Raw genomic sequence first — 24,793 nt, 5'->3', positions numbered from 1 at the left:
TTAGTCGTACGGAAAGCGCGCAATAATACGGGTTTTATCTCAAAGGCGCTATCACCGCCGCCATGCCGATGAACTCTTGACTATGCTTTTAGCGAATAAACCACGATAAGAGCATAAAAATGAAGGCGTTCGATCTCCACCGTATGGCATTTGATAAAGTGCCTTTTGATTTCCTTGGCGAAGTTGCACTACGTAGTCTTTATACCTTTGTACTGGTTTTTTTGTTCCTCAAAATGACCGGAAGACGCGGTGTGCGACAGATGTCGCTGTTTGAAGTGTTAATCATTCTCACGCTGGGTTCAGCGGCGGGAGATGTGGCGTTTTATGATGATGTGCCGATGGTGCCGGTACTTATCGTCTTTATCACTCTGGCGTTGTTATACCGCCTGGTAATGTGGTTGATGGCGCACAGTGAAAAACTGGAAGATCTACTGGAAGGTAAGCCGGTTGTTATTATTGAAGATGGCGAGCTGGCCTGGTCGAAACTCAATAACTCCAACATGACGGAATTTGAGTTCTTTATGGAGCTACGATTGCGTGGCGTGGAGCAGCTGGGGCAGGTACGTCTGGCGATTCTCGAAACCAACGGGCAAATCAGTGTCTATTTCTTTGAAGATGACAAGGTGAAACCGGGTTTACTTATTTTACCCAGTGATTGTACGCAGCGTTACAAAGTGGTGCCGGAGTCGGCGGACTATGCCTGTATTCGTTGTAGTGAAATCATTCATATGAAAGCGGGGGAAAAACAATTATGTCCGCGCTGTGCAAATCCAGAATGGACGAAGGCAAGTCGGGCAAAACGGGTGACCTGACAGTAAAAACATCGGCTTTTTGCTAATAATCCGAGAGATTCTTTTGTGTGATGCAAGCCACATTTTTGCCCTCAACGGTTTTACTCATTGCGATGTGTGTCACTGAATGATAAAACCGATAGCCACAGGAATAATGTATTACCTGTGGTCGCAATCGATTGACCGCGGGTTAATAGCAACGCAACGTGGTGAGGGGAAATGGCTCAAATCTTCAATTTTAGTTCTGGTCCGGCAATGCTACCGGCAGAGGTGCTTAAACAGGCTCAACAGGAACTGCGCGACTGGAACGGTCTTGGTACGTCGGTGATGGAAGTGAGTCACCGTGGCAAAGAGTTCATTCAGGTTGCAGAGGAAGCCGAGAAGGATTTTCGCGATCTTCTTAATGTCCCCTCCAACTACAAGGTATTATTCTGCCATGGCGGTGGTCGCGGTCAGTTTGCTGCGGTACCGCTGAATATTCTCGGTGATAAAACCACCGCAGATTATGTTGATGCCGGTTACTGGGCGGCAAGTGCCATTAAAGAAGCGAAAAAATACTGCACGCCTAATGTCTTTGACGCCAAAGTGACTGTTGATGGTCTGCGCGCGGTTAAGCCAATGCGTGAATGGCAACTCTCTGATAATGCTGCTTATATGCATTACTGCCCGAATGAAACCATCGACGGTATCGCCATCGACGAAACGCCAGACTTCGGCAAAGATGTGGTGGTCGCCGCCGACTTCTCTTCAACCATTCTTTCCCGTCCGATTGACGTCAGCCGTTATGGCGTGATTTACGCTGGCGCGCAGAAAAATATCGGCCCGGCTGGCCTGACAATCGTCATCGTTCGTGAAGATTTGCTGGGCAAAGCGAATATCGCGTGTCCGTCGATACTGGATTATTCCATCTTCAACGATAACGGCTCCATGTTTAACACGCCGCCGACATTTGCCTGGTATTTATCTGGTCTGGTCTTTAAATGGCTGAAAGCGAACGGCGGTGTAGCTGAAATGGATAAAATCAATCAGCAAAAAGCAGAACTGCTATATGGGGTGATTGATAACAGCGATTTCTACCGCAATGACGTGGCGAAAGCTAACCGTTCGCGGATGAACGTGCCGTTCCAGTTGGCGGACAGTGCGCTTGACAAATTGTTCCTTGAAGAGTCTTTTGCTGCTGGCCTTCATGCACTGAAAGGTCACCGTGTGGTCGGCGGAATGCGCGCTTCTATTTATAACGCCATGCCGCTGGAAGGCGTTAAAGCGCTGACAGACTTCATGGTTGAGTTCGAACGCCGTCACGGTTAATGCCGAAATTTTGCTTAATCCCCACAGCCAGCCTGTGGGGTTTTTATTTCTGTTGTAGAGAGTTGAGTTCATGGAATCCCTGACGTTACAACCCATCGCTCGTGTCGATGGCACTATTAATCTGCCCGGTTCCAAGAGCGTTTCTAACCGCGCTTTATTGCTGGCGGCATTAGCACACGGCAAAACAGTATTAACCAATCTGCTGGATAGCGATGACGTGCGCCATATGCTGAATGCATTAACAGCGTTAGGGGTAAGCTATACGCTTTCAGCCGATCGTACGCGTTGCGAAATTATCGGTAACGGCGGTCCATTACACGCAGAAGGTGCCCTGGAGTTGTTCCTCGGTAACGCCGGAACGGCAATGCGTCCGCTGGCGGCAGCTCTTTGTCTGGGTAGCAATGATATTGTGCTGACCGGTGAGCCGCGTATGAAAGAACGCCCGATTGGTCATCTGGTGGATGCGCTGCGCCTGGGCGGGGCGAAGATCACTTACCTGGAACAAGAAAATTATCCGCCGTTGCGTTTACAGGGCGGCTTTACTGGCGGCAACGTTGACGTTGATGGCTCCGTTTCCAGCCAATTCCTCACCGCACTGTTAATGACTGCGCCTCTTGCGCCAGAAGATACGGTGATTCGTATTAAAGGCGATCTGGTTTCTAAACCTTATATCGACATCACACTCAATCTGATGAAGACGTTTGGTGTTGAAATTGAAAATCAGCACTATCAACAATTTGTCGTAAAAGGCGGACAGTCTTATCAGTCTCCGGGTACTTATTTGGTCGAAGGCGATGCATCTTCGGCTTCTTACTTTCTGGCAGCAGCAGCAATCAAAGGCGGCACTGTAAAAGTGACCGGTATTGGACGTAACAGTATGCAGGGTGATATTCGCTTTGCTGATGTGCTGGAAAAATGGGCGCGACCATTTGCTGGGGCGATGATTATATTTCCTGCACGCGTGGTGAACTGAACGCTATTGATATGGATATGAACCATATTCCCGATGCGGCGATGACCATTGCCACGGCGGCGTTATTTGCAAAAGGCACCACCACGCTGCGCAATATCTATAACTGGCGTGTTAAAGAAACCGATCGCCTGTTTGCGATGGCAACAGAACTGCGTAAAGTCGGTGCGGAAGTAGAAGAGGGGCACGATTACATTCGTATCACTCCACCGGAAAAACTGAACTTTGCCGAGATCGCGACATACAATGATCACCGGATGGCGATGTGTTTCTCGCTGGTGGCGTTGTCAGATACACCAGTGACGATTCTTGATCCCAAATGTACGGCCAAAACATTTCCGGATTATTTCGAGCAGTTGGCGCGGATTAGCCAGGCAGCCTGAATGAACAACGGGCAATAAATAGCCAAATCTTTCTTTATCAAAACGTCGGCACATTGTCGGCGTTTTTTTTCGGACCTTGTGAGTCATTTTGATTAATGGTAGCGTCGCTTGTTAATGTAAGTTGTTGATATATAATGTTTATGTATGATTAATCAACGGATGATTCACATGAAGAATACTAAATTACTGCTGGCGATTGCGACCTCTGCAGCATTACTGACAGGGTGTCAAAATACCCACGGTATTGATACCAATATGGCTATCAGCTCCGGTTTAAATGCCTATAAAGCAGCAACATTAAGCGATGCCGATGCAAAAGCGATTGCCAATCAGGGCTGTGCCGAAATGGACAGCGGCAATCAAGTCGCAAGTAAATCCAGCAAGTACGGTAAACGTCTGGCAAAAATCGCCAAAGCATTGGGTAACAATATTAATGGCACGCCGGTCAACTATAAGGTTTATATGACCAGCGACGTCAACGCATGGGCGATGGCGAACGGCTGTGTCCGTGTCTACAGTGGCCTGATGAACATGATGAATGACAACGAAATTGAAGGTGTTCTGGGCCATGAACTGGGCCACGTCGCGTTGGGTCACTCGCTGGCTGAAATGAAAGCTTCTTATGCGATCGTTGCCGCACGCGATGCCATTTCAGCTACCAGCGGTGTGGCTTCCCAGCTTTCCCGCTCACAATTGGGTGATATCGCAGAAGGCGCTGTTAATGCTAAATACTCCCGTGATAAAGAGTCCGAAGCAGATGATTTCTCCTTTGATCTGTTGAAGAAACGTGGCATCAGCACCCAGGGGCTGGTTGGCAGCTTTGAAAAACTGGCTAGTCTGGATGGCGGTCGCACCCAGTCCATGTTTGACTCTCACCCACCATCAACAGAGCGTGCGCAACACATCCGTGATCGTATCGCCTCTGGTAAGTAAATCATTGTCATCTTTCGGGCTGGTCTTCTGCCAGCCCGCTATAATTGCGCAATAAATCCCCATCTGAATACAGACAAAACTGGTTTTTGCACACAACGTTAACGATTTGTGGCGTCGGCGCGTATAATGCGCGCGGTTATGTTAACGGTACGCCTGTTTTAAGGAGATAAAGATGACGGCAATTGCCCCGGTTATTACCATTGATGGCCCAAGCGGTGCAGGGAAAGGCACCTTGTGTAAGGCTATGGCGGAAGCATTGCAATGGCATCTGCTGGATTCGGGTGCAATTTATCGCGTACTGGCATTGGCGGCATTACATCACCATGTTGATGTTGCGTCAGAAGATGCGCTGGTACCGCTGGCATCCCATCTGGATGTACGTTTTGTGTCAACCAATGGCAATCTGGAAGTGATCCTCGAAGGGGAAGATGTCAGCGGCGAAATTCGTACTCAGGAAGTGGCGAATGCGGCTTCACAAGTCGCGGCATTCCCACGCGTTCGTGAAGCATTATTGCGTCGCCAACGCGCGTTTCGCGAATTACCAGGTCTGATTGCCGATGGCCGCGACATGGGAACGGTGGTATTCCCTGATGCACCAGTGAAAATTTTCCTTGACGCCTCCTCGGAAGAACGTGCGCATCGCCGCATGCTACAGTTGCAGGAGAAGGGCTTTAGTGTTAACTTTGAGCGCCTTTTGGCCGAGATCAAAGAACGCGACGACCGCGATCGTAACCGAGCGGTAGCGCCACTGGTTCCGGCAGCCGATGCTTTAGTGTTGGATTCCACCACCTTAAGCATTGAGCAAGTGATTGAAAAAGCGCTACAATACGCGCGCCAGAAATTGGCTCTCGCATAAGCGACCGAATTTGCAGTACCCCCGTTGCAATGGAATGACAGCGGGTATGTTAAACAACCCCATCCGGCATGGAGCCAGGTGGACGTTAAATATAAACCTGAAGATTAAACATGACTGAATCTTTTGCTCAACTCTTTGAAGAGTCCTTAAAAGAAATCGAAACCCGCCCGGGTTCTATCGTTCGTGGCGTTGTTGTTGCTATCGACAAAGACGTAGTACTGGTTGACGCTGGTCTGAAATCTGAGTCCGCCATCCCGGCTGAGCAGTTCAAAAACGCCCAGGGCGAGCTGGAAATCCAGGTAGGTGACGAAGTTGACGTTGCTCTGGACGCAGTAGAAGACGGCTTCGGTGAAACTCTGCTGTCCCGTGAGAAAGCTAAACGTCACGAAGCCTGGATCACGCTGGAAAAAGCTTACGAAGATGCTGAAACTGTTACCGGTGTTATCAACGGCAAAGTTAAGGGCGGCTTCACTGTTGAGCTGAACGGTATTCGTGCGTTCCTGCCAGGTTCTCTGGTAGACGTTCGTCCGGTGCGTGACACTCTGCACCTGGAAGGCAAAGAGCTTGAATTTAAAGTAATCAAGCTGGATCAGAAGCGCAACAACGTTGTTGTTTCTCGTCGTGCCGTTATCGAATCCGAAAACAGCGCAGAGCGCGATCAGCTGCTGGAAAACCTGCAGGAAGGCATGGAAGTTAAAGGTATCGTTAAGAACCTCACTGACTACGGTGCATTCGTTGATCTGGGCGGCGTTGACGGCCTGCTGCACATCACTGACATGGCCTGGAAACGCGTTAAGCATCCGAGCGAAATCGTCAACGTGGGCGACGAAATCACTGTTAAAGTGCTGAAGTTCGACCGCGAACGTACCCGTGTATCCCTGGGCCTGAAACAGTTGGGCGAAGATCCGTGGGTAGCTATCGCTAAACGTTATCCGGAAGGTACCAAACTGACTGGTCGCGTGACCAACCTGACCGACTACGGCTGCTTCGTTGAAATCGAAGAAGGCGTTGAAGGCCTGGTACACGTTTCCGAAATGGATTGGACCAACAAAAACATCCACCCGTCCAAAGTTGTTAACGTTGGCGATGTAGTGGAAGTTATGGTTCTGGATATCGACGAAGAACGTCGTCGTATCTCCCTGGGTCTGAAACAGTGCAAAGCTAACCCGTGGCAGCAGTTCGCGGAAACCCACAACAAGGGCGACCGTGTTGAAGGTAAAATCAAGTCTATCACTGACTTCGGTATCTTCATCGGCCTGGACGGCGGCATCGACGGCCTGGTTCACCTGTCTGATATCTCCTGGAACGTTGCAGGCGAAGAAGCAGTTCGTGAATACAAAAAAGGCGACGAAATCGCTGCAGTTGTTCTGCAGGTTGACGCAGAACGTGAACGTATCTCCCTGGGCGTTAAACAGCTCGCAGAAGATCCGTTCAACAACTGGGTTGCTCTGAACAAGAAAGGCGCTATCGTAACCGGTAAAGTAACTGCAGTTGACGCTAAAGGCGCAACCGTAGAACTGGCTGACGGCGTCGAAGGTTACCTGCGTGCTTCTGAAGCATCCCGTGACCGCGTTGAAGACGCTACCCTGGTTCTGAGCGTTGGCGACGAAGTTGAAGCTAAATTCACCGGCGTTGATCGTAAAAACCGCGCAATCAGCCTGTCTGTTCGTGCGAAAGACGAAGCTGACGAGAAAGATGCAATCGCAACTGTTAACAAACAGGAAGATGCAAACTTCTCCAACAACGCAATGGCTGAAGCTTTCAAAGCAGCTAAAGGCGAGTAATTCTCTGACTCTTCGGGATTTTTATTCCGAAGTTTGTTGAGTTTACTTGACAGATTGCAGGTTTCGTCCTGTAATCAAGCACTAAGGGCGGCTACGGCCGCCCTTAATCAATGCAGCAACAGCAGCCGCTTAATTTGCCTTTAAGGAACCGGAGGAATCATGACCAAGTCAGAATTGATAGAAAGACTTGCCACCCAGCAATCGCACATTCCCGCCAAGACGGTTGAAGATGCAGTAAAAGAGATGCTGGAGCATATGGCCTCGACTCTTGCGCAGGGCGAGCGTATTGAAATCCGCGGTTTCGGCAGTTTCTCTTTGCACTACCGCGCACCACGTACCGGACGTAATCCGAAGACTGGCGATAAAGTAGAACTGGAAGGAAAATACGTTCCTCACTTTAAACCTGGTAAAGAACTGCGCGATCGCGCCAATATTTACGGTTAAGTTTTTACTCAAACTTGAACGCGAGAAAAGCACCTATCGGGTGCTTTTTTCATTTCTCTAATCAGGAACTGGAAGCTGCCTCGCAGAGTTTTGAGCAGTTTTCACCCTTTCGTTAAATTCTTCTGAATGTGCCTCGGGGAACGCAAAATTCCCACCAGACAACCGCTCAACAAAGTTGCACACTTTCCATAAACAGGGAGGGGTGCATGAAAATAACGACAGTCGGCGTATGCATAATTTGCGGAATTTTTCCGTTGCTGATTTTGCCCCAATTGCCTGGGACATTAACCCTTGCGTTTCTGACTCTCTTCGCCTGCGTACTGGCATTTATCCCTGTTAAAACCGTCCGTTATATCGCGCTGACGTTGCTGTTTTTCGTTTGGGGCATATTATCAGCAAAGCAAATTTTGTGGGCAGGAGAAACCTTAACTGGCGCGACGCAGGATGCAATTGTTGAGATCACTGCAACTGACGGCATGACCACTCATTACGGTCAAATTACTCATCTACAAGGTCGACGTATATTCCCTGCGCCAGGCCTTGTGCTGTATGGCGAATATCTTCCGCAAGCGGTTTGTGCTGGACAACAATGGTCAATGAAACTCAAAGTTCGTGCAGTTCATGGCCAACTTAATGATGGCGGCTTTGATAGCCAGCGTTATGCCATTGCCCAGCATCAGCCGCTCATCGGCCGCTTTCTGCAGGCAAGTGTCATTGAACCGAATTGTAGCCTGCGTGCACAGTATCTGGCGTCACTACAAACAACGCTGCAACCCTATATGTGGAATGCGGTTATTCTTGGTTTAGGTATGGGGGAACGGTTATCCGTCCCCAAAGAAATCAAAAATATCATGCGTGATACTGGAACGGCGCATTTAATGGCGATATCGGGATTGCACATCGCTTTTGCGGCGTTGCTGGCTGCCGGACTCATTCGCGGTGGGCAAGTTTTTCTGCCTGGGCGCTGGATCCACTGGCAAATGCCATTAATTGGTGGAATCTGCTGTGCTGCTTTTTATGCCTGGTTGACGGGAATGCAACCTCCTGCATTGCGTACCGTGGTGGCGCTTGCTACGTGGGGAATGCTTAAGTTAAGTGGGCGACAGTGGAGTGGCTGGGATGTATGGATATGTTGTCTGGCGGCAATTTTGCTGATGGATCCTGTTGCCATTCTCTCGCAAAGTTTATGGCTCTCTGCCGCTGCGGTCGCGGCACTGATTTTTTGGTACCAGTGGTTTCCCTGTCCTGAGTGGCAACTGCCGCCGGTATTGCGTGCAGTTGTTTCCCTCATTCATTTGCAACTGGGAATCACACTCCTGCTTATGCCTGTGCAAATCGTTATATTTCATGGCATTAGTCTGACCTCGTTTATTGCAAATCTATTAGCAATTCCCTTGGTGACATTTATCACGGTTCCGTTGATCCTCGCCGCGATGGTTGTGCATTTAAGCGGGCCGTTAATCCTGGAGCAAGGGTTATGGTTTCTTGCCGACCGGTCTTTGGCTTTACTTTTCTGGGGGTTAAAGAGTTTGCCAGAAGGGTGGATCAACATTGCTGAACGTTGGCAATGGCTATCATTTTCCCCATGGTTCTTACTGGTGGTATGGCGATTAAACGCCTGGCGAACGTTGCCAGCAATGTGTGTGGCTGTAGGCTTGCTGATGTGCTGGCCGCTGTGGCAAAAACCTCGACCTAACGAGTGGCAGGTGTACATGCTTGATGTCGGGCAAGGGCTGGCAATGGTGATAGCCAGAAACGGCAAAGCGATTCTCTATGACACAGGACTGGCCTGGCCCGAAGGGGATAGTGGGCAACAACTGATTATCCCCTGGCTCCACTGGCATAATCTTGAACCGGAAGGCGTTATTCTGAGTCATGAACATCTGGATCACCGGGGAGGGCTGGACTCAATATTGCACACATGGCCGATGTTATGGATCAGAAGTCCGTTAAACTGGGAACATCATCAGCCCTGTGTGCGTGGCGAAGCGTGGCAATGGCAAGGATTGCGTTTCAGCGTGCACTGGCCTTTACAAGCTAGCAACGATAAAGGAAATAACCATTCCTGTGTGGTTAAGGTTTATGACGGGACGAATAGCATTCTTCTAACCGGTGATATTGAAGTCCCCGCTGAACAAAAGATGCTAAGCCGTTACTGGCAGCAAGTGCAGACAACATTGCTTCAGGTACCTCACCATGGCAGTAATACCTCATCATCGTTGCCATTAATTCAGCGAGTGAATGGAAAAGTGGCACTCGCATCGGCATCGCGCTATAACGCATGGCGATTGCCCTCTAATAAAGTTAAGCATCGCTATCAACAGCAAGGATATCAATGGCTTGATACTCCACATCAGGGTCAAGTGACGGTCAATTTTTCAGCGCAAGGCTGGCGGATTAGCAGCCTCAGAGAGCAAATTTTACCTCGTTGGTATCATCAGTGGTTTGGCGTGCCAGTGGATAACGGGTAGAATATGCGGCTATTTCAACAAATGCTGGTTTTTTGAATGCATAACGACAAAGATCTCTCTACGTGGCAGACGTTCCGCCGACTGTGGCCAACCATTGCGCCTTTTAAAGCGGGTCTGATCGTGGCGGGCGTAGCGTTAATCCTCAACGCAGCCAGCGATACCTTCATGTTATCGCTCCTTAAGCCACTTCTTGATGATGGCTTTGGTAAAACAGATCGCTCCGTGCTGGTGTGGATGCCGCTGGTGGTGATCGGGCTGATGATTTTACGTGGTATCACCAGCTATGTCTCCAGCTACTGTATCTCCTGGGTATCAGGAAAGGTGGTAATGACCATGCGTCGCCGCCTGTTTGGTCACATGATGGGAATGCCGGTTTCATTTTTTGACAAACAGTCAACGGGGACGCTGTTGTCACGTATCACCTACGATTCCGAACAGGTTGCTTCTTCTTCTTCCGGCGCACTGATAACGGTTGTGCGTGAAGGTGCGTCAATCATCGGCCTGTTCATCATGATGTTCTATTACAGTTGGCAACTGTCGATCATTTTGATTGTGCTGGCACCGATTGTTTCGATTGCGATTCGCGTAGTATCGAAGCGTTTTCGCAACATCAGTAAAAACATGCAGAACACCATGGGGCAGGTGACCACCAGCGCCGAACAAATGCTGAAGGGCCACAAAGAAGTATTGATTTTCGGTGGTCAGGAAGTGGAAACGAAACGCTTTGATAAAGTCAGCAACCGAATGCGTCTTCAGGGGATGAAAATGGTTTCAGCCTCTTCCATCTCTGATCCGATCATTCAGCTGATCGCCTCTTTGGCGCTGGCGTTTGTTCTGTATGCGGCGAGCTTCCCAAGTGTCATGGATAGCCTGACTGCCGGTACGATTACCGTTGTTTTCTCTTCAATGATTGCACTGATGCGTCCGCTGAAATCACTGACCAACGTTAACGCCCAGTTCCAGCGCGGTATGGCGGCTTGTCAGACGCTGTTTACCATTCTGGACAGTGAGCAGGAGAAAGACGAAGGTAAGCGCGTGATCGAGCGTGCGACTGGCGACGTGGAATTCCGCAATGTCACCTTTACTTATCCGGGACGTGACGTACCTGCATTGCGTAACATCAACCTGAAAATTCCGGCAGGGAAGACGGTTGCTCTGGTTGGACGCTCTGGTTCAGGTAAATCAACCATCGCCAGCCTGATCACTCGTTTTTACGATATTGATGAAGGCGAAATCCTGATGGATGGTCACGATCTGCGCGAGTATACCCTGGCGTCGTTACGTAACCAGGTTGCTCTGGTGTCGCAGAATGTCCATCTGTTTAACGATACGGTTGCTAACAACATTGCTTACGCACGGACTGAACAGTACAGCCGTGAGCAAATTGAAGAAGCGGCGCGTATGGCCTACGCCATGGACTTCATCAATAAGATGGATAACGGTCTCGATACAGTGATTGGTGAAAACGGCGTGCTGCTCTCTGGCGGTCAGCGTCAGCGTATTGCTATCGCTCGAGCCTTGCTGCGTGATAGCCCGATTCTGATTCTGGATGAAGCTACCTCGGCTCTGGATACCGAATCCGAACGTGCGATTCAGGCGGCACTGGATGAGTTGCAGAAAAACCGTACCTCTCTGGTGATTGCCCACCGCTTGTCTACCATTGAAAAGGCAGACGAAATCGTGGTCGTCGAGGATGGTGTCATTGTGGAACGCGGTACGCATAACGATTTGCTTGAGCACCGCGGCGTTTACGCGCAACTTCACAAAATGCAGTTTGGCCAATGATCGAAAAAATCTGGTCTGGTGAATCCCCTTTGTGGCGGCTATTGCTGCCACTCTCCTGGTTGTATGGCCTGGTGAGTGGCGCGATCCGTCTTTGCTATAAACTAAAACTGAAGCGCGCCTGGCGTGCCCCCGTACCGGTTGTCGTGGTTGGTAATCTCACCGCAGGCGGCAACGGAAAAACCCCGGTCGTTGTCTGGCTGGTGGAACAGTTGCAACAGCGCGGTATTCGCGTGGGGGTCGTATCGCGGGGATATGGTAGTAAGGCTGAATCTTATCCGCTGTTATTGTCGGCAGATACCACAACAGCACAGGCGGGTGATGAACCTGTGTTGATTTATCAACGCACTGATGCGCCTGTTGCGGTTTCTCCCGTTCGTTCTGATGCGGTAAAAGCCATTCTGGCGCAACACCCTGATGTGCAGATCATCGTAACCGACGACGGTTTACAGCATTACCGTCTGGCGCGTGATGTGGAAATTGTCGTTATTGATGGTGTGCGTCGCTTTGGCAATGGCTGGTGGTTGCCGGCGGGGCCAATGCGTGAGCGAGCGGGGCGCTTAAAGTCGGTTGATGCGGTAATCGTCAACGGCGGTGTCCCTCGCAGCGGTGAAATCCCCATGCATCTGCTGCCGGGTCAGGCGGTGAATTTACGTACCGGTACGCGTTGTGACGTTGCTCAGCTTGAACATGTAGTGGCGATGGCGGGGATTGGGCATCCGCCGCGCTTTTTTGCCACGCTGAAGATGTGTGGCGTACAACCGGAAAAATGTGTACCGCTGGCCGATCATCAGTCTTTGAACCATGCGGATGTCAGTGCGTTGGTAAGCGCCGGGCAAACGCTGGTAATGACTGAAAAAGATGCGGTGAAATGCCGGGCCTTTGCAGAAGAAAATTGGTGGTATTTGCCTGTAGACGCACAGCTTTCAGGTGATGAACCAGCGAAACTGCTTACGCAACTAACCTCGCTGGCTTCTGGCAACTAGTTACGCCGCGGCAGCGTTCGATTGATGGAGTCATGAATGTCGCTGCCGCACCTCTCCCTTGCTGATGCGCGTAATCTTCACCTTGCCGCACAAGGCCTGTTAAACAAACCCCGCCGTCGAGCGTCGTTGGAGGATATTCCGGCAACGATCTCCCGCATGTCCTTGCTGCAAATCGATACCATCAATATTGTTGCCCGTAGTCCATATCTGGTGCTTTTCAGTCGTCTGGGAAATTATCCTGCCCAGTGGCTGGATGAGTCTCTGGCGCGTGGCGAATTAATGGAATACTGGGCGCATGAAGCCTGCTTTATGCCGCGTAGCGACTTTCGTCTTATTCGCCACCGCATGCTGGCACCTGAAAAAATGGGCTGGAAATACAAAGACGCCTGGATGCAGGAACATGAGGCGGAAATTGCACAGTTAATTCAGCATATTCATGATAAGGGGCCGGTACGTTCAGCCGATTTTGAGCATCCTCGTAAAGGTGCAAGCGGCTGGTGGGAATGGAAGCCGCATAAACGGCATCTGGAAGGTTTATTTACTGCCGGAAAGGTGATGGTGATTGAACGGCGCAACTTCCAGCGCGTTTATGATTTAACCCACCGTGTCATGCCTGACTGGGATGATGAGCGCGATCTCGTTTCGCAAACAGAAGCAGAAATCATCATGCTGGATAACAGTGCGCGTAGCCTGGGAATATTCCGCGAACAGTGGCTGGCAGATTACTATCGGCTGAAACGTCCGGCACTGGCGGCGTGGCGCGAAGCGAGGGCTGAACAGCAGCAAATCATTGCTGTGCATGTTGAAAAATTGGGCAATCTTTGGCTGCATGCTGATTTGCTGCCGCTACTCGAGCGTGCGCTGGCCGGAAAGCTCACTGCAACGCACAGCGCGGTACTTTCGCCTTTTGATCCTGTTGTCTGGGATCGCAAACGCGCAGAGCAGCTTTTTGATTTTAGCTACCGGCTGGAGTGCTATACCCCAGCGCCGAAACGCCAGTATGGCTATTTTGTTCTGCCATTATTACATCGTGGGCAATTAGTTGGGCGAATGGATGCCAAAATGCATCGCCAGACAGGCATCCTTGAAGTTATCTCTCTGTGGTTACAGGAAGGCATTAAACCAACGACAATGCTGCAAAAAGGGTTACGTCAGGTGATTACTGATTTCGCGAGCTGGCAGCAGGCAACGCGGGTGACATTAGGACGCTGCCCGCAAGGTCTCTTTACTGATTGCCGCACTGGCTGGGAAATAGACCCCGTCGCATAAATGATTATGATAAGATTTATGCATTCATAACCCGATCCATCTGGAGGAACTATGGATCATCGTTTGCTTGAAATCATTGCCTGCCCGGTTTGCAACGGAAAACTTTGGTATAACCAGGAAAAACAAGAGCTTATTTGCAAACTGGATAACCTGGCTTTCCCGCTCCGCGATGGCATTCCAGTGTTGCTGGAAACGGAAGCCCGCGTGCTGACTGCTGATGAGAGTAAATCATGAGTTTTGTGGTCATTATTCCCGCGCGCTACGCGTCCACGCGTCTGCCCGGTAAACCATTGGTTGATATTAACGGCAAACCCATGATTGTTCATGTTCTTGAACGCGCGCGTGAATCAGGTGCCGAGCGCATCATCGTGGCAACCGATCATGAGGATGTTGCCCGCGCCGTTGAAGCCGCTGGCGGTGAAGTATGTATGACGCGCGCCGATCATCAGTCAGGAACAGAACGTCTGGCGGAAGTTGTCGAAAAATGCGCATTCAGCGACGACACGGTGATCGTTAATGTGCAGGGTGATGAACCGATGATCCCTGCGACAATCATTCGTCAGGTTGCTGATAACCTCGCTCAGCGTCAGGTGGGTATGGCGACTCTGGCGGTGCCAATCCACAATGCGGAAGAAGCGTTTAACCCGAATGCGGTGAAAGTGGTTCTCGACGCTGAAGGGTATGCACTGTACTTCTCACGCGCCACCATTCCTTGGGATCGTGATCGTTTTGCAGAAGGCCTTGAAACCGTTGGCGATAACTTCCTGCGTCATCTTGGCATTTATGGCTACCGTGCAGGCTTTATCCGTCGTTACGTCAACTGGCAGGCAAGTCCGTTAGAACACATCGAAATGTTAGAGCAGCTTCGTGTTCTGTGGTACGGCGAAAAAATCCATGTTGCTGTTGCTCAGGAAGTTCCTGGCACAGGTGTGGATACCCCTGAAGATCTTGAGCGCGTTCGCGCTGAAATGCGCTAATTTCACTTCACGACACTTCAGCCAATTTTGGGAGGAGTGTCGTACCGTTACGATTTTCCTCAATTTTTCTTTTCAACAATTGATCTCATTCAGGTGACATCTTTTATATTGGCGCTCATTATGAAAGCAGTAGCTTTTATGAGGGTAATCTGAATGGAACAGCTGCGTGCCGAATTAAGCCATTTACTGGGCGAAAAACTCAGTCGTATTGAGTGCGTCAATGAAAAAGCGGATACGGCGTTGTGGGCTTTGTATGACAGCCAGGGAAACCCAATGCCGTTAATGGCAAGAAGCTTTAGTACGCCCGGAAAAGCCCGACAACTGGCATGGAAAACCACCATGCTGGCAAGAAGTGGGACTGTCCGTATGCCGACTATTTATGGTGTGATGACGCATGAAGAACACCCCGGCCCTGATGTCCTGCTACTGGAGCGGATGCGTGGTGTTTCGGTGGAGGCACCAGCCCGAACACCAGAACGCTGGGAACAGCTCAAAGACCAAATCGTTGAAGCCTTACTGGCCTGGCACCGTCAGGACAGTCGCGGTTGCGTCGGTGCGGTCGACAATACTCAGGAAAATTTCTGGCCCTCATGGTACCGGCAACATGTTGAAGTGCTATGGACCACGCTCAATCAGTTCAATAACACCGGTCTGACGATGCAGGATAAGCGGATCCTGTTTCGCACTCGCGAATGTCTCCCGGCATTATTTGAAGGCTTTAACGACAATTGTGTGTTGATTCACGGTAACTTCTGTTTACGCAGCATGCTGAAAGATTCGCGCAGCGATCAGTTACTGGCGATGGTCGGGCCGGGACTAATGCTTTGGGCACCGCGAGAATACGAACTGTTCCGACTAATGGATAATTCTCTGGCGGAAGATTTGCTCTGGAGTTACCTGCAACGCGCGCCAGTGGCGGAGTCGTTCATCTGGCGGCGTTGGTTGTATGTGTTATGGGATGAAGTTGCGCAACTGGTTAATACCGGACGATTTAGTCGGCGCAACTTCGATCTGGCATCAAAATCACTCTTGCCGTGGCTCGCCTGACGGACCTTTCAGCCACTGCCAGATGCGGCCAAGCGTTTCATAGCCAACACGATCGCTATGCATCAGCCAGACCGGAGAAGGGATTGCCCGTTCCCACGGATTAAGCGGCGAGTCGATGGCCAACTGATTCGCCGGGGCTGGTAGCGGATTTAACCCTTCCTGCTGAAAAAAGATCATCGCCCGCGGCAGATGTGATGCGGAGGTCACCAGCAGGAAAGGGGCGTCACCAATCGCCTGTTTCACTGCCGCAGCTTCTTCTTCGGTATCTTTTGGCAAATCCAGGGTGATAATTTGCTCGCGCGGCACGCCCAGCGATTGCGCAACTCTGGCACCTACTTCCGCTGTACTCACCGTATTGGTTTTTGCTACGCCTCCCGTGAAGATCAGTTTTGATCCCGGATTTTCGCGCCATAAGCGAATACCTTCATTCAGGCGTGGCAGACTGTTATTGATTAAATTAGAGCTCGGTGCCCACTGCGGGTTCCAGGTATAACCACCTCCGAGCACCACGATATAGTCCACTTTTTGCGAATTATTCCATGTCGGATAGGTGCTTTCGATGGGACGCAGCAGGCGGTCGGCTACCGGTTGCAAACTCAATAACAAGAGTGCCAGCCACCCAATGCTAATAAAAATCTTCGCGGTTTTTTGAAAACGGCTAAACCACAGCAGCGCCAGGCCAGCGCCAATAATTAACAACATCAGCGGAAGTGGCAGCAACATATTGCCAATCACTTTTTTCAGTGTAAAAAGCATCCTTTCTGGTTCCTTTTTTAACCATATAGCAAGGGATCGCCAGCGATATTACACCAGACGGGTTCATTCTCGCCGTGGCTGTGACAAAATAGCGTCTTTATCAGAAAACGTCTTAGCCAACCGGTGGAGAAAGCAATGCAGGATCGCAATTTTGATGATATTGCGGAAAAGTTGTCCCGTAACATTTACGGCACCACCAAAGGGCAGCTTCGACAGGCTATTCTGTGGCAGGATCTCGATCGCGTGCTGGCGGAAATGGGCCCGCAAAAACTGCGTGTGCTGGATGCTGGCGGTGGAGAAGGGCAGACCGCAATCAAAATGGCCGAGCGTGGGCATCAGGTCATTTTATGCGATCTTTCTGCGCAGATGATCGACCGCGCAAAACAGGCGGCAGAAGCAAAAGGTGTGAGCGACAACATGCAATTTATACATTGCGCCGCTCAGGATGTTGCTTCGCATTTGGAAACGCCCGTTGATCTGATATTGTTCCATGCGGTGCTCGAGTGGGTGGCCGATCCCCGCAGTGTATTGCAGACCCTGTGGTCAGTGTTGCGTCCAGGCGGCGTGTTGTCGTTAATGTTCTACAATGCGCATGGTTTGTTGATGCATAACATGGTCGCCGGGAATTTTGATTACGTGCAGGCGGGAATGCCGAAAAAGAAAAAACGGACGCTTTCGCCAGATTATCCACGCGACCCGGCGCAGGTTTATCTGTGGCTGGAAGAAGCTGGTTGGCAAATTATGGGTAAGACAGGCGTTCGCGTGTTTCATGATTATCTGCGCGAGAAGCACCAGCAGCGCGACTGCTATGAAGCATTACTTGAATTAGAAACGCGTTATTGCCGTCAGGAACCGTATATTACCCTGGGGCGTTATATTCATGTCACCGCGCGCAAACCGCAGAGCAAGGATAAAGTATGAGTGAATTTTCCCAGACAGTCCCCGAACTGGTTGCCTGGGCCAGAAAAAATGACTTCTCCATCTCGCTGCCGGTAGACCGACTCTCTTTTCTGCTGGCGGTTGCCACGCTGAACGGCGAGCGTCTGGATGGTGAGATGAGTGAAGGCGAGCTGGTGGATGCATTCCGCCATGTGAGTGATGCGTTTGAGCAAACCAGCGAAACCATCGGCGTGCGCGCCAATAACGCGATCAACGACATGGTGCGTCAACGTCTGCTGAACCGCTTTACCAGCGAGCAGGCGGAAGGGAACGCAATTTACCGTCTGACGCCGCTCGGCATCGGCATTACTGACTACTACATCCGTCAGCGCGAGTTTTCTACGCTGCGTCTTTCTATGCAGTTGTCGATTGTGGCGGGTGAGCTCAAACGCGCAGCAGATGCCGCCGAAGAGGGCGGTGATGAATTTCACTGGCACCGTAATGTCTATGCGCCACTGAAATACTCGGTAGCAGAAATTTTCGACAGTATCGACCTGACGCAACGTCTGATGGACGAACAGCAGCAGCAGGTGAAGGACGATATCGCCCAGTTGCTGAACAAAGACTGGCGGGCGGCAATTTCCAGCTGTGAATTGTTGCTTTCGGAAACTTCCGGAACGCTGCGTGAATTGCAGGATACGCTGGAAGCGGCAGGCGACAAATTGCAGGCTAATCTGTTGCGCATTCAGGATGCGACGATGACCCATGACGATCTGCATTTCGTCGATCGTCTGGTGTTCGATCTGCAGAGCAAACTCGATCGTATTATCAGTTGGGGCCAGCAATCCATCGACTTGTGGATTGGCTACGACCGCCACGTACACAAATTTATTCGTACCGCGATCGATATGGATAAAAACCGCGTCTTTGCTCAGCGGTTACGTCAGTCGGTACAAACCTATTTTGATGAGCCGTGGGCGCTAACTTATGCCAATGCCGATCGTCTGCTGGATATGCGTGACGAAGAGATGGCACTGCGCGATGAAGAAGTGACTGGGGAACTTCCTGAGGATCTGGAATACGAAGAGTTTAACGAGATCCGCGAACAGCTGGCGGCGATCATCGAAGAACAACTTGCCGTGTACAAAACCAGACAAGTGCCGCTGGATCTTGGTCTGGTGGTACGCGAATATCTGTCACAGTATCCGCGTGCACGTCACTTTGACGTTGCGCGTATTGTTATTGATCAGGCGGTACGTCTTGGCGTAGCGCAAGCAGATTTCACCGGACTGCCAGCGAAATGGCAGCCGATTAATGATTACGGAGCCAAGGTACAGGCGCATGTCATCGACAAATATTGAACAAGTGATGCCGGTTAAGCTGGCGCAGGCGCTGGCGAATCCGTTATTTCCGGCGCTGGACAGCGCCTTACGTTCAGGCCGCCATATTGGCCTCGACGAACTGGATAATCATGCATTCCTGATGGATTTTCAGGAATATCTGGAAGAGTTTTACGCGCGTTATAACGTTGAGCTTATTCGCGCACCGGAAGGGTTCTTCTATTTACGCCCACGTTCCACCACTCTTATCCCGCGTTCCGTCTTGTCGGAACTGGATATGATGGTCGGGAAAATCCTCTGTTATCTCTATCTCAGCCCGGAACGGCTGGCGAATGAGGGGATTTTCACCCAGCAGGAACTGTACGACGAACTGCTCACCCTGGCCGATGAAGCAAAACTGCTGAAACTGGTGAACAACCGTTCAACCGGTTCAGACGTTGACCGTCAGAAGTTGCAGGAGAAAGTACGTTCTTCGCTCAACCGTCTGCGTCGTTTAGGCATGGTGTGGTTTATGGGCCACGACAGCAGCAAGTTTCGCATTACCGAATCGGTGTTCCGCTTCGGAGCCGATGTGCGTGCTGGCGACGATCCCCGTGAAGCACAGCGTCGCCTGATTCGTGATGGCGAAGCAATGCCGATTGAAAATCATCTGCAACTCAACGATGAAACCGAAGAGAATCAGCCAGATAGCGGAGAGGAAGAATAATGATTGAACGCGGTAAATTTCGCTCACTGACGCTGATTAACTGGAACGGCTTTTTTGCCCGAACTTTTGACCTTGACGAGCTGGTCACGACGCTTTCTGGCGGTAACGGGGCGGGTAAATCCACCACCATGGCGGCGTTCGTTACGGCGCTGATCCCCGACCTGACCCTGCTGCATTTCCGTAACACTACGGAAGCCGGGGCCACCAGCGGTTCGCGCGATAAAGGTCTGCACGGTAAGCTGAAAGCGGGTGTCTGTTATTCGATGCTCGACACCATTAACTCGCGCCACCAGCGCGTGGTGGTCGGTGTGCGTCTGCAACAGGTTGCCGGACGCGATCGTAAAGTGGATATCAAACCATTTGCCATTCAGGGACTGCCGATGTCGGTGCAGCCGACACAGCTGGTGACCGAAACCCTGAACGAACGCCAGGCGCGCGTGCTGCCGCTTAACGAGCTGAAAGACAAGCTCGAGGCGATGGAAGGCGTGCAGTTTAAACAGTTCAACTCCATTACCGATTACCACTCGCTGATGTTCGATCTGGGCATCATCGCGCGTCGTCTGCGCTCCGCATCTGACCGTAGCAAATTCTATCGTCTGATCGAAGCTTCGCTGTATGGCGGGATCTCCAGTGCCATTACCCGTTCTCTGCGCGACTACCTGTTGCCGGAAAACAGCGGCGTGCGTAAAGCGTTCCAGGACATGGAAGCGGCGCTGCGTGAAAACCGCATGACGCTGGAAGCGATTCGTGTCACCCAGTCGGACCGTGACCTGTTTAAGCATCTGATCAGCGAAGCTACCAACTACGTGGCGGCGGACTACATGCGTCACGCCAACGAGCGCCGTGTCCATCTCGACAAAGCCCTGGAGTTTCGTCGCGAGTTACATACTTCGCGTCAGCAACTGGCGGCTGAGCAGTACAAACACGTCGATATGGCGCGTGAGCTGGCAGAGCACAACGGTGCCGAAGGCGATCTGGAAGCGGATTATCAGGCGGCCAGCGATCACCTGAACCTGGTGCAAACCGCACTGCGTCAGCAGGAGAAGATCGAACGCTACGAAGCGGATCTCGATGAGCTGCAGATCCGTCTGGAAGAGCAAAACGAAGTGGTGGCAGAAGCCATCGAACGCCAGGAAGAGAACGAGGCTCGCGCGGAAGCTGCCGAACTGGAAGTGGACGAGCTGAAAAGCCAGCTTGCTGACTACCAGCAGGCGCTGGACGTCCAGCAAACGCGCGCGATCCAGTATAACCAGGCGATTGCTGCGCTTAATCGTGCCAAAGAACTGTGCCATCTGCCGGACTTAACCGCCGACAGCGCCGCCGAATGGCTGGAAACCTTCCAGGCGAAAGAGCTGGAAGCGACTGAAAAAATGCTCTCTCTTGAGCAGAAAATGAGCATGGCGCAAACCGCGCACAGCCAGTTTGAGCAGGCTTATCAGCTGGTGGTGGCAATCAACGGCCCACTGGCGCGTAACGAGGCGTGGGATGTCGCTCGCGAACTATTGCGCGAAGGGGTCGATCAGCGTCACCTGGCAGAGCAGGTTCAGCCGCTGCGGATGCGATTAAGCGAACTGGAACAGCGTCTACGCGAGCAGCAAGAAGCTGAGCGTCTGCTGGCAGATTTCTGCAAACGTCAGGGCAAGAATTTTGATATCGACGAACTGGAAGCCCTGCATCAGGAACTGGAAGCACGCATTGCCTCTCTTTCCGATAGCGTGTCTAACGCCCGTGAAGAGCGCATGGCACTGCGCCAGGAGCAGGAACAGCTGCAGTCTCGCATTCAGAGTTTGATGCAGCGTGCGCCGGTTTGGCTGGCAGCGCAAAACAGTCTCAACCAGTTGAGCGAACAGTGCGGCGAAGAGTTTACCTCCAGCCAGGACGTCACCGAATATCTGCAACAGTTGCTGGAGCGTGAGCGAGAGGCGATTGTTGAACGCGATGAAGTGGGCGCGCGCAAAAACGCCGTCGATGAAGAGATCGAACGTTTAAGCCAGCCTGGCGGCTCTGAAGATCAGCGTCTGAACGCGCTGGCGGAGCGTTTTGGTGGTGTGCTGCTGTCAGAAATTTATGACGACGTTAGCCTGGAAGATGCGCCGTACTTCTCAGCGCTGTATGGCCCGTCACGCCACGCCATCGTGGTGCCAGATCTGTCACAGGTAACTGAACACCTGGATGGCTTGACCGATTGCCCGGAAGATCTCTATCTGATCGAAGGAGATCCGCAGTCATTCGATGACAGCGTGTTCAGCGTTGATGAGCTGGAAAAAGCGGTAGTGGTGAAAATCGCCGATCGTCAGTGGCGTTATTCACGTTTCCCGGAAGTGCCGCTGTTTGGTCGTGCTGCGCGTGAAAGCCGTATTGAAAGCCTCCATGCCGAGCGTGAAGTGCTTTCCGAACGCTTCGCCACGCTCTCCTTTGATGTACAGAAAACTCAGCGTCTGCATCAGGCGTTCAGCCGCTTTATCGGCAGTCATCTGGCGGTTGTGTTTGAGTCTGACCCGGAAGCAGAAATCCGTCAACTGAACAGCCGTCGCGTCGAACTGGAGCGGGCGTTAAGTAATCATGAAAATGATAACCAGCAGCAGCGTATTCAGTTTGAGCAGGCGAAAGAGGGCGTTACGGCGCTGAACCGCATTCTGCCGCGTCTCAACCTGTTGGCTGATGATAGCCTGGCGGATCGCGTCGATGAAATCCGCGAACGTCTGGATGAAGCCCAGGAAGCCGCGCGTTTTGTTCAGCAGTTTGGCAATCAACTGGCGAAACTGGAACCGATCGTTTCGGTATTGCAGAGCGACCCGGAACAGTTCGAACAGTTAAAAGAAGATTACGCGTACTCTCAACAGATGCAGCGCGATGCCCGTCAGCAGGCGTTTTCCCTGACGGAAGTGGTGCAGCGTCGTGCGCACTTTAGCTACTCTGACTCGGCAGAAATGCTTAGCGGTAACAGCGATCTCAACGAAAAACTGCGTGAACGTCTGGAACAGGCGGAAGCGGAGCGTACCCGCGCTCGCGAAGCGTTGCGCGGTCACGCAGCGCAGTTGAGTCAGTACAACCAGGTGCTGGCTTCGCTGAAAAGTTCTTACGACACCAAAAAAGAGCTACTCAACGATCTGCAACGTGAATTGCAGGATATCGGCGTGCGTGCTGATAGCGGGGCAGAAGAGCGGGCGCGTATTCGCCGTGACGAGCTGCATGCGCAACTGAGCAATAACCGTTCACGCCGCAATCAACTGGAAAAAGCGCTTACCTTCTGCGAAGCGGAGATGGACAACCTGACCCGCAAACTGCGCAAGCTGGAGCGGGATTACTTTGAGATGCGCGAGCAGGTAGTGACCGCCAAAGCGGGCTGGTGTGCGGTGATGCGCATGGTGAAAGATAACGGCGTTGAGCGCCGCTTACACCGTCGTGAGCTGGCTTATCTCTCCGCTGATGATTTGCGCTCTATGTCGGATAAGGCATTGGGTGCGCTGCGTCTGGCGGTGGCGGATAACGAACATCTGCGCGACGTGCTGCGCATGTCGGAAGATCCGAAACGTCCGGAGCGTAAAATTCAGTTCTTCGTGGCGGCTTATCAGCATCTGCGTGAACGTATTCGTCAGGATATTATTCGTACCGATGATCCGGTGGAAGCTATCGAACAGATGGAGATCGAACTTAGCCGTCTGACCGAAGAATTAACCTCCCGTGAACAGAAACTGGTGATCAGTTCCCGCAGCGTGGCGAACATCATTCGCAAAACCATTCAGCGCGAGCAGAACCGTATCCGTATGCTCAACCAGGGGTTGCAGAACGTATCGTTTGGTCAGGTGAACAGCGTGCGCCTCAACGTGAACGTGCGTGAAACGCACGCCATGCTGCTGGATGTGCTCTCTGAACAGCACGAGCAGCATCAGGATCTGTTTAACAGCAACCGTCTGACCTTCTCGGAAGCGTTGGCGAAATTGTATCAGCGTCTTAATCCGCAGATTGATATGGGGCAGCGCACGCCGCAGACCATTGGCGAAGAACTGCTGGATTACCGCAACTATCTGGAAATGGAAGTTGAGGTTAACCGTGGTTCCGATGGTTGGTTGCGCGCAGAGTCTGGTGCATTGTCGACCGGTGAGGCGATTGGTACCGGTATGTCGATTCTGGTGATGGTGGTACAAAGCTGGGAAGATGAATCTCGCCGCCTGCGCGGTAAAGATATCTCTCCTTGCCGTCTGCTGTTCCTCGATGAAGCAGCGCGACTGGATGCTCGTTCTATCGCCACGCTGTTTGAATTGTGTGAGCGTTTGCAAATGCAGCTCATCATCGCAGCGCCGGAAAATATCAGCCCGGAGAAAGGCACCACCTATAAACTGGTGCGTAAAGTCTTCCAGAATACCGAACATGTTCATGTCGTCGGCCTGCGAGGATTTGCGCCGCAACTCCCTGAAACGCTTCCAGGAACTGACGAAGCGCCTTCTCAGGCGAGTTAAAATTAAGGCGGCAGCAATGCCGCCTTTTCTTTTTCCGAAAACTCCGTTTCTGCACTAAAAAAATGGCACATAACGGCGTAATGCCAGTCAGTTAAGCAACTGACTGGCTCTTTTTCGGGGCTGTGGGGTATTTCCAGGGCCTCTCCTTGAAGGCCCTTCCCCTTCTCGTCGGTAATTTCACAAGTTGTCCCATACTTGCAAGATCGCGCATCAGCTCCGGTATACGTCCCGGTGAAGCGCCCTGCAATGTCATCAGCATTCTCATCACCATTCGGTAATGACTCCAACTTACTGATAGTGTTTTATGTTCAGATAATGCCCGATGACCTTGTCATGCAGCTCCACCGATTTTGAGAACGACAGTGACTTCCGTCCCAGCCTTGCCAGATGTTGTCTCAGATTCAGATTATGTCGCTCAATGCGCTGAGTGTAACGCTTGCTGATAACGTGCAGCTTTCCCTTCAGGCGTGATTCATACAGCGGCCAGCCATCCGTCATCCATACCACGACCTCAAAGGCCGACAGCAGGCTCAGAAGACGCTCCAGTGTGGTCAGAGTGCGTTCACCGAAGACGTGCGCCACAACCGTCCTCCGTATCCTGTCATACGCGTAAAACAGCCAGCGCTGACGTGATTTAGCACCGACGTAGCC

18 protein-coding genes and 3 pseudogenes are annotated in these 24,793 nt (G+C 51.6%); 18 read left to right on the top strand and 3 right to left on the bottom strand.

Translation table 11 applies throughout. From position 1 onward, the window contains the following. Positions 1 to 119 precede the first annotated feature (119 nt). From BGK49_RS12300 to BGK49_RS12235, 14 genes and pseudogenes are all read left to right on the top strand, one after another. Positions 120 to 812: a DUF421 domain-containing protein gene (locus tag BGK49_RS12300; protein ID WP_000642849.1), complete on the top strand. Its 693-nt coding sequence runs from the start codon at positions 120 to 122 to the stop codon at positions 810 to 812. A gap of 198 nt (positions 813 to 1,010) precedes the next feature. Further along, the gene (gene serC, locus BGK49_RS12295; RefSeq protein ID WP_000057140.1) at positions 1,011 to 2,099 is read left to right on the top strand and encodes a 3-phosphoserine/phosphohydroxythreonine transaminase; all 1,089 of its coding nucleotides are present in this window, start codon (positions 1,011 to 1,013) and stop codon (positions 2,097 to 2,099) included. 70 nt (positions 2,100 to 2,169) lie between these two features. Beyond that, positions 2,170 to 3,452 (top strand): annotated as a pseudogene (aroA, locus tag BGK49_RS12290) (3-phosphoshikimate 1-carboxyvinyltransferase). A gap of 168 nt (positions 3,453 to 3,620) precedes the next feature. Then, positions 3,621 to 4,385: a metallopeptidase YcaL gene (gene ycaL / locus BGK49_RS12285; RefSeq protein WP_005043119.1), complete on the top strand. Its 765-nt coding sequence runs from the start codon at positions 3,621 to 3,623 to the stop codon at positions 4,383 to 4,385. A gap of 172 nt (positions 4,386 to 4,557) precedes the next feature. Further along, on the top strand, positions 4,558 to 5,241 hold the full coding sequence (gene cmk, locus BGK49_RS12280; RefSeq protein ID WP_000125016.1) for a (d)CMP kinase: 684 nt from the start codon (positions 4,558 to 4,560) through the stop codon (positions 5,239 to 5,241). A gap of 110 nt (positions 5,242 to 5,351) precedes the next feature. After that, on the top strand, positions 5,352 to 7,025 hold the full coding sequence (gene rpsA, locus BGK49_RS12275) for a 30S ribosomal protein S1 (protein ID WP_000140327.1): 1,674 nt from the start codon (positions 5,352 to 5,354) through the stop codon (positions 7,023 to 7,025). A 159-nt stretch (positions 7,026 to 7,184) separates the two neighbouring features. Then, positions 7,185 to 7,469: an integration host factor subunit beta gene (ihfB, locus tag BGK49_RS12270; protein WP_000167336.1), complete on the top strand. Its 285-nt coding sequence runs from the start codon at positions 7,185 to 7,187 to the stop codon at positions 7,467 to 7,469. A 206-nt stretch (positions 7,470 to 7,675) separates the two neighbouring features. Then, positions 7,676 to 9,940, top strand: coding sequence for a ComEC family protein (locus BGK49_RS12265; RefSeq protein ID WP_000705691.1), 2,265 nt, complete (start codon positions 7,676 to 7,678; stop codon positions 9,938 to 9,940). A 36-nt stretch (positions 9,941 to 9,976) separates the two neighbouring features. Beyond that, on the top strand, positions 9,977 to 11,725 hold the full coding sequence (gene msbA, locus BGK49_RS12260) for a lipid A ABC transporter ATP-binding protein/permease MsbA (protein ID WP_000551270.1): 1,749 nt from the start codon (positions 9,977 to 9,979) through the stop codon (positions 11,723 to 11,725). After that, complete coding sequence (lpxK, locus tag BGK49_RS12255) at positions 11,722 to 12,708, top strand: tetraacyldisaccharide 4'-kinase (RefSeq protein WP_000570560.1); 987 nt, start codon at positions 11,722 to 11,724, stop codon at positions 12,706 to 12,708. Before msbA ends, lpxK begins: the two co-directional genes overlap by 4 nt. Before the next feature lie 36 nt (positions 12,709 to 12,744). Then, the gene (gene ycaQ, locus BGK49_RS12250; RefSeq protein ID WP_000056532.1) at positions 12,745 to 13,977 is read left to right on the top strand and encodes a crosslink repair DNA glycosylase YcaQ; all 1,233 of its coding nucleotides are present in this window, start codon (positions 12,745 to 12,747) and stop codon (positions 13,975 to 13,977) included. A 51-nt stretch (positions 13,978 to 14,028) separates the two neighbouring features. Then, on the top strand, positions 14,029 to 14,211 hold the full coding sequence (ycaR, locus tag BGK49_RS12245; protein ID WP_000350058.1) for a protein YcaR: 183 nt from the start codon (positions 14,029 to 14,031) through the stop codon (positions 14,209 to 14,211). Further along, positions 14,208 to 14,954, top strand: coding sequence for a 3-deoxy-manno-octulosonate cytidylyltransferase (kdsB, locus tag BGK49_RS12240; protein ID WP_000011601.1), 747 nt, complete (start codon positions 14,208 to 14,210; stop codon positions 14,952 to 14,954). The genes ycaR and kdsB overlap by 4 nt, the downstream gene beginning before the upstream one ends. 153 nt (positions 14,955 to 15,107) lie before the next feature. Next, on the top strand, positions 15,108 to 16,001 hold the full coding sequence (locus BGK49_RS12235) for a YcbJ family phosphotransferase (protein ID WP_000436922.1): 894 nt from the start codon (positions 15,108 to 15,110) through the stop codon (positions 15,999 to 16,001). Here BGK49_RS12235 and elyC read toward each other — a convergent pair. Further along, the gene (gene elyC, locus BGK49_RS12230) at positions 15,978 to 16,757 is read right to left on the bottom strand and encodes an envelope biogenesis factor ElyC (protein WP_000899574.1); all 780 of its coding nucleotides are present in this window, start codon (positions 16,755 to 16,757) and stop codon (positions 15,978 to 15,980) included. The two genes, BGK49_RS12235 and elyC, sit on opposite strands and share 24 nt — an antisense overlap. A gap of 135 nt (positions 16,758 to 16,892) precedes the next feature. On the opposite strand from elyC, the gene cmoM reads away from it, so the two are divergent. Genes cmoM through mukB form a run of 4 tightly spaced genes read left to right on the top strand, consistent with a single transcriptional unit; the run spans position 16,893 to position 24,142 of the window. Beyond that, positions 16,893 to 17,678: a tRNA uridine 5-oxyacetic acid(34) methyltransferase CmoM gene (gene cmoM / locus BGK49_RS12225; protein WP_005031299.1), complete on the top strand. Its 786-nt coding sequence runs from the start codon at positions 16,893 to 16,895 to the stop codon at positions 17,676 to 17,678. Beyond that, a complete protein-coding gene (gene mukF / locus BGK49_RS12220) occupies positions 17,675 to 18,997 on the top strand; it encodes a chromosome partition protein MukF (RefSeq protein WP_001288850.1) in 1,323 nt (440 codons plus the stop codon). The genes cmoM and mukF overlap by 4 nt, the downstream gene beginning before the upstream one ends. Next, a complete protein-coding gene (mukE, locus tag BGK49_RS12215; protein WP_001295347.1) occupies positions 18,978 to 19,682 on the top strand; it encodes a chromosome partition protein MukE in 705 nt (234 codons plus the stop codon). Before mukF ends, mukE begins: the two co-directional genes overlap by 20 nt. Next, positions 19,682 to 24,142, top strand: a complete 4,461-nt coding sequence (gene mukB, locus BGK49_RS12210; RefSeq protein ID WP_000572660.1) for a chromosome partition protein MukB — start codon at positions 19,682 to 19,684, stop codon at positions 24,140 to 24,142. Before mukE ends, mukB begins: the two co-directional genes overlap by 1 nt. Positions 24,143 to 24,233: 91 nt before the next feature. Here the strand turns inward: mukB and BGK49_RS12205 are convergent. Further along, a pseudogene (locus BGK49_RS12205) lies at positions 24,234 to 24,413 on the bottom strand (IS4 family transposase); the annotation flags it as partial. Positions 24,414 to 24,430: 17 nt separating this feature from the next. Further along, positions 24,431 to 24,793 (bottom strand): annotated as a pseudogene (locus BGK49_RS12200) (IS1-like element IS1X2 family transposase); the annotation flags it as partial.

This window comes from Shigella sp. FC1544 (genome assembly GCF_001722145.1).
GTDB lineage: Bacteria > Pseudomonadota > Gammaproteobacteria > Enterobacterales > Enterobacteriaceae > Escherichia > Escherichia coli.
This window is presented reverse-complemented; position numbering and strand designations above follow the sequence as displayed.

Excerpts from the sequence above, each read along its gene's own strand:
- ycaR (WP_000350058.1), top strand. The coding sequence starts at position 14,029 with ATGGATCATCGTTTGCTTGAAATCATTGCCTGCCCGGTTTGCAACGGA.
- mukF (WP_001288850.1), top strand. The coding sequence starts at position 17,675 with ATGAGTGAATTTTCCCAGACAGTCCCCGAACTGGTTGCCTGGGCCAGA.
- mukB (WP_000572660.1), top strand. The coding sequence starts at position 19,682 with ATGATTGAACGCGGTAAATTTCGCTCACTGACGCTGATTAACTGGAAC.
- cmk (WP_000125016.1), top strand. The coding sequence starts at position 4,558 with ATGACGGCAATTGCCCCGGTTATTACCATTGATGGCCCAAGCGGTGCA.
- BGK49_RS12235 (WP_000436922.1), top strand. The coding sequence starts at position 15,108 with ATGGAACAGCTGCGTGCCGAATTAAGCCATTTACTGGGCGAAAAACTC.
- ihfB (WP_000167336.1), top strand. The coding sequence starts at position 7,185 with ATGACCAAGTCAGAATTGATAGAAAGACTTGCCACCCAGCAATCGCAC.
- ycaL (WP_005043119.1), top strand. The coding sequence starts at position 3,621 with ATGAAGAATACTAAATTACTGCTGGCGATTGCGACCTCTGCAGCATTA.
- kdsB (WP_000011601.1), top strand. The coding sequence starts at position 14,208 with ATGAGTTTTGTGGTCATTATTCCCGCGCGCTACGCGTCCACGCGTCTG.
- mukE (WP_001295347.1), top strand. The coding sequence starts at position 18,978 with ATGTCATCGACAAATATTGAACAAGTGATGCCGGTTAAGCTGGCGCAG.
- rpsA (WP_000140327.1), top strand. The coding sequence starts at position 5,352 with ATGACTGAATCTTTTGCTCAACTCTTTGAAGAGTCCTTAAAAGAAATC.
- elyC (WP_000899574.1), bottom strand. The coding sequence starts at position 16,757 with ATGCTTTTTACACTGAAAAAAGTGATTGGCAATATGTTGCTGCCACTT.
- serC (WP_000057140.1), top strand. The coding sequence starts at position 1,011 with ATGGCTCAAATCTTCAATTTTAGTTCTGGTCCGGCAATGCTACCGGCA.
- cmoM (WP_005031299.1), top strand. The coding sequence starts at position 16,893 with ATGCAGGATCGCAATTTTGATGATATTGCGGAAAAGTTGTCCCGTAAC.
- lpxK (WP_000570560.1), top strand. The coding sequence starts at position 11,722 with ATGATCGAAAAAATCTGGTCTGGTGAATCCCCTTTGTGGCGGCTATTG.
- BGK49_RS12300 (WP_000642849.1), top strand. The coding sequence starts at position 120 with ATGAAGGCGTTCGATCTCCACCGTATGGCATTTGATAAAGTGCCTTTT.
- BGK49_RS12265 (WP_000705691.1), top strand. The coding sequence starts at position 7,676 with ATGAAAATAACGACAGTCGGCGTATGCATAATTTGCGGAATTTTTCCG.
- msbA (WP_000551270.1), top strand. The coding sequence starts at position 9,977 with ATGCATAACGACAAAGATCTCTCTACGTGGCAGACGTTCCGCCGACTG.
- ycaQ (WP_000056532.1), top strand. The coding sequence starts at position 12,745 with ATGTCGCTGCCGCACCTCTCCCTTGCTGATGCGCGTAATCTTCACCTT.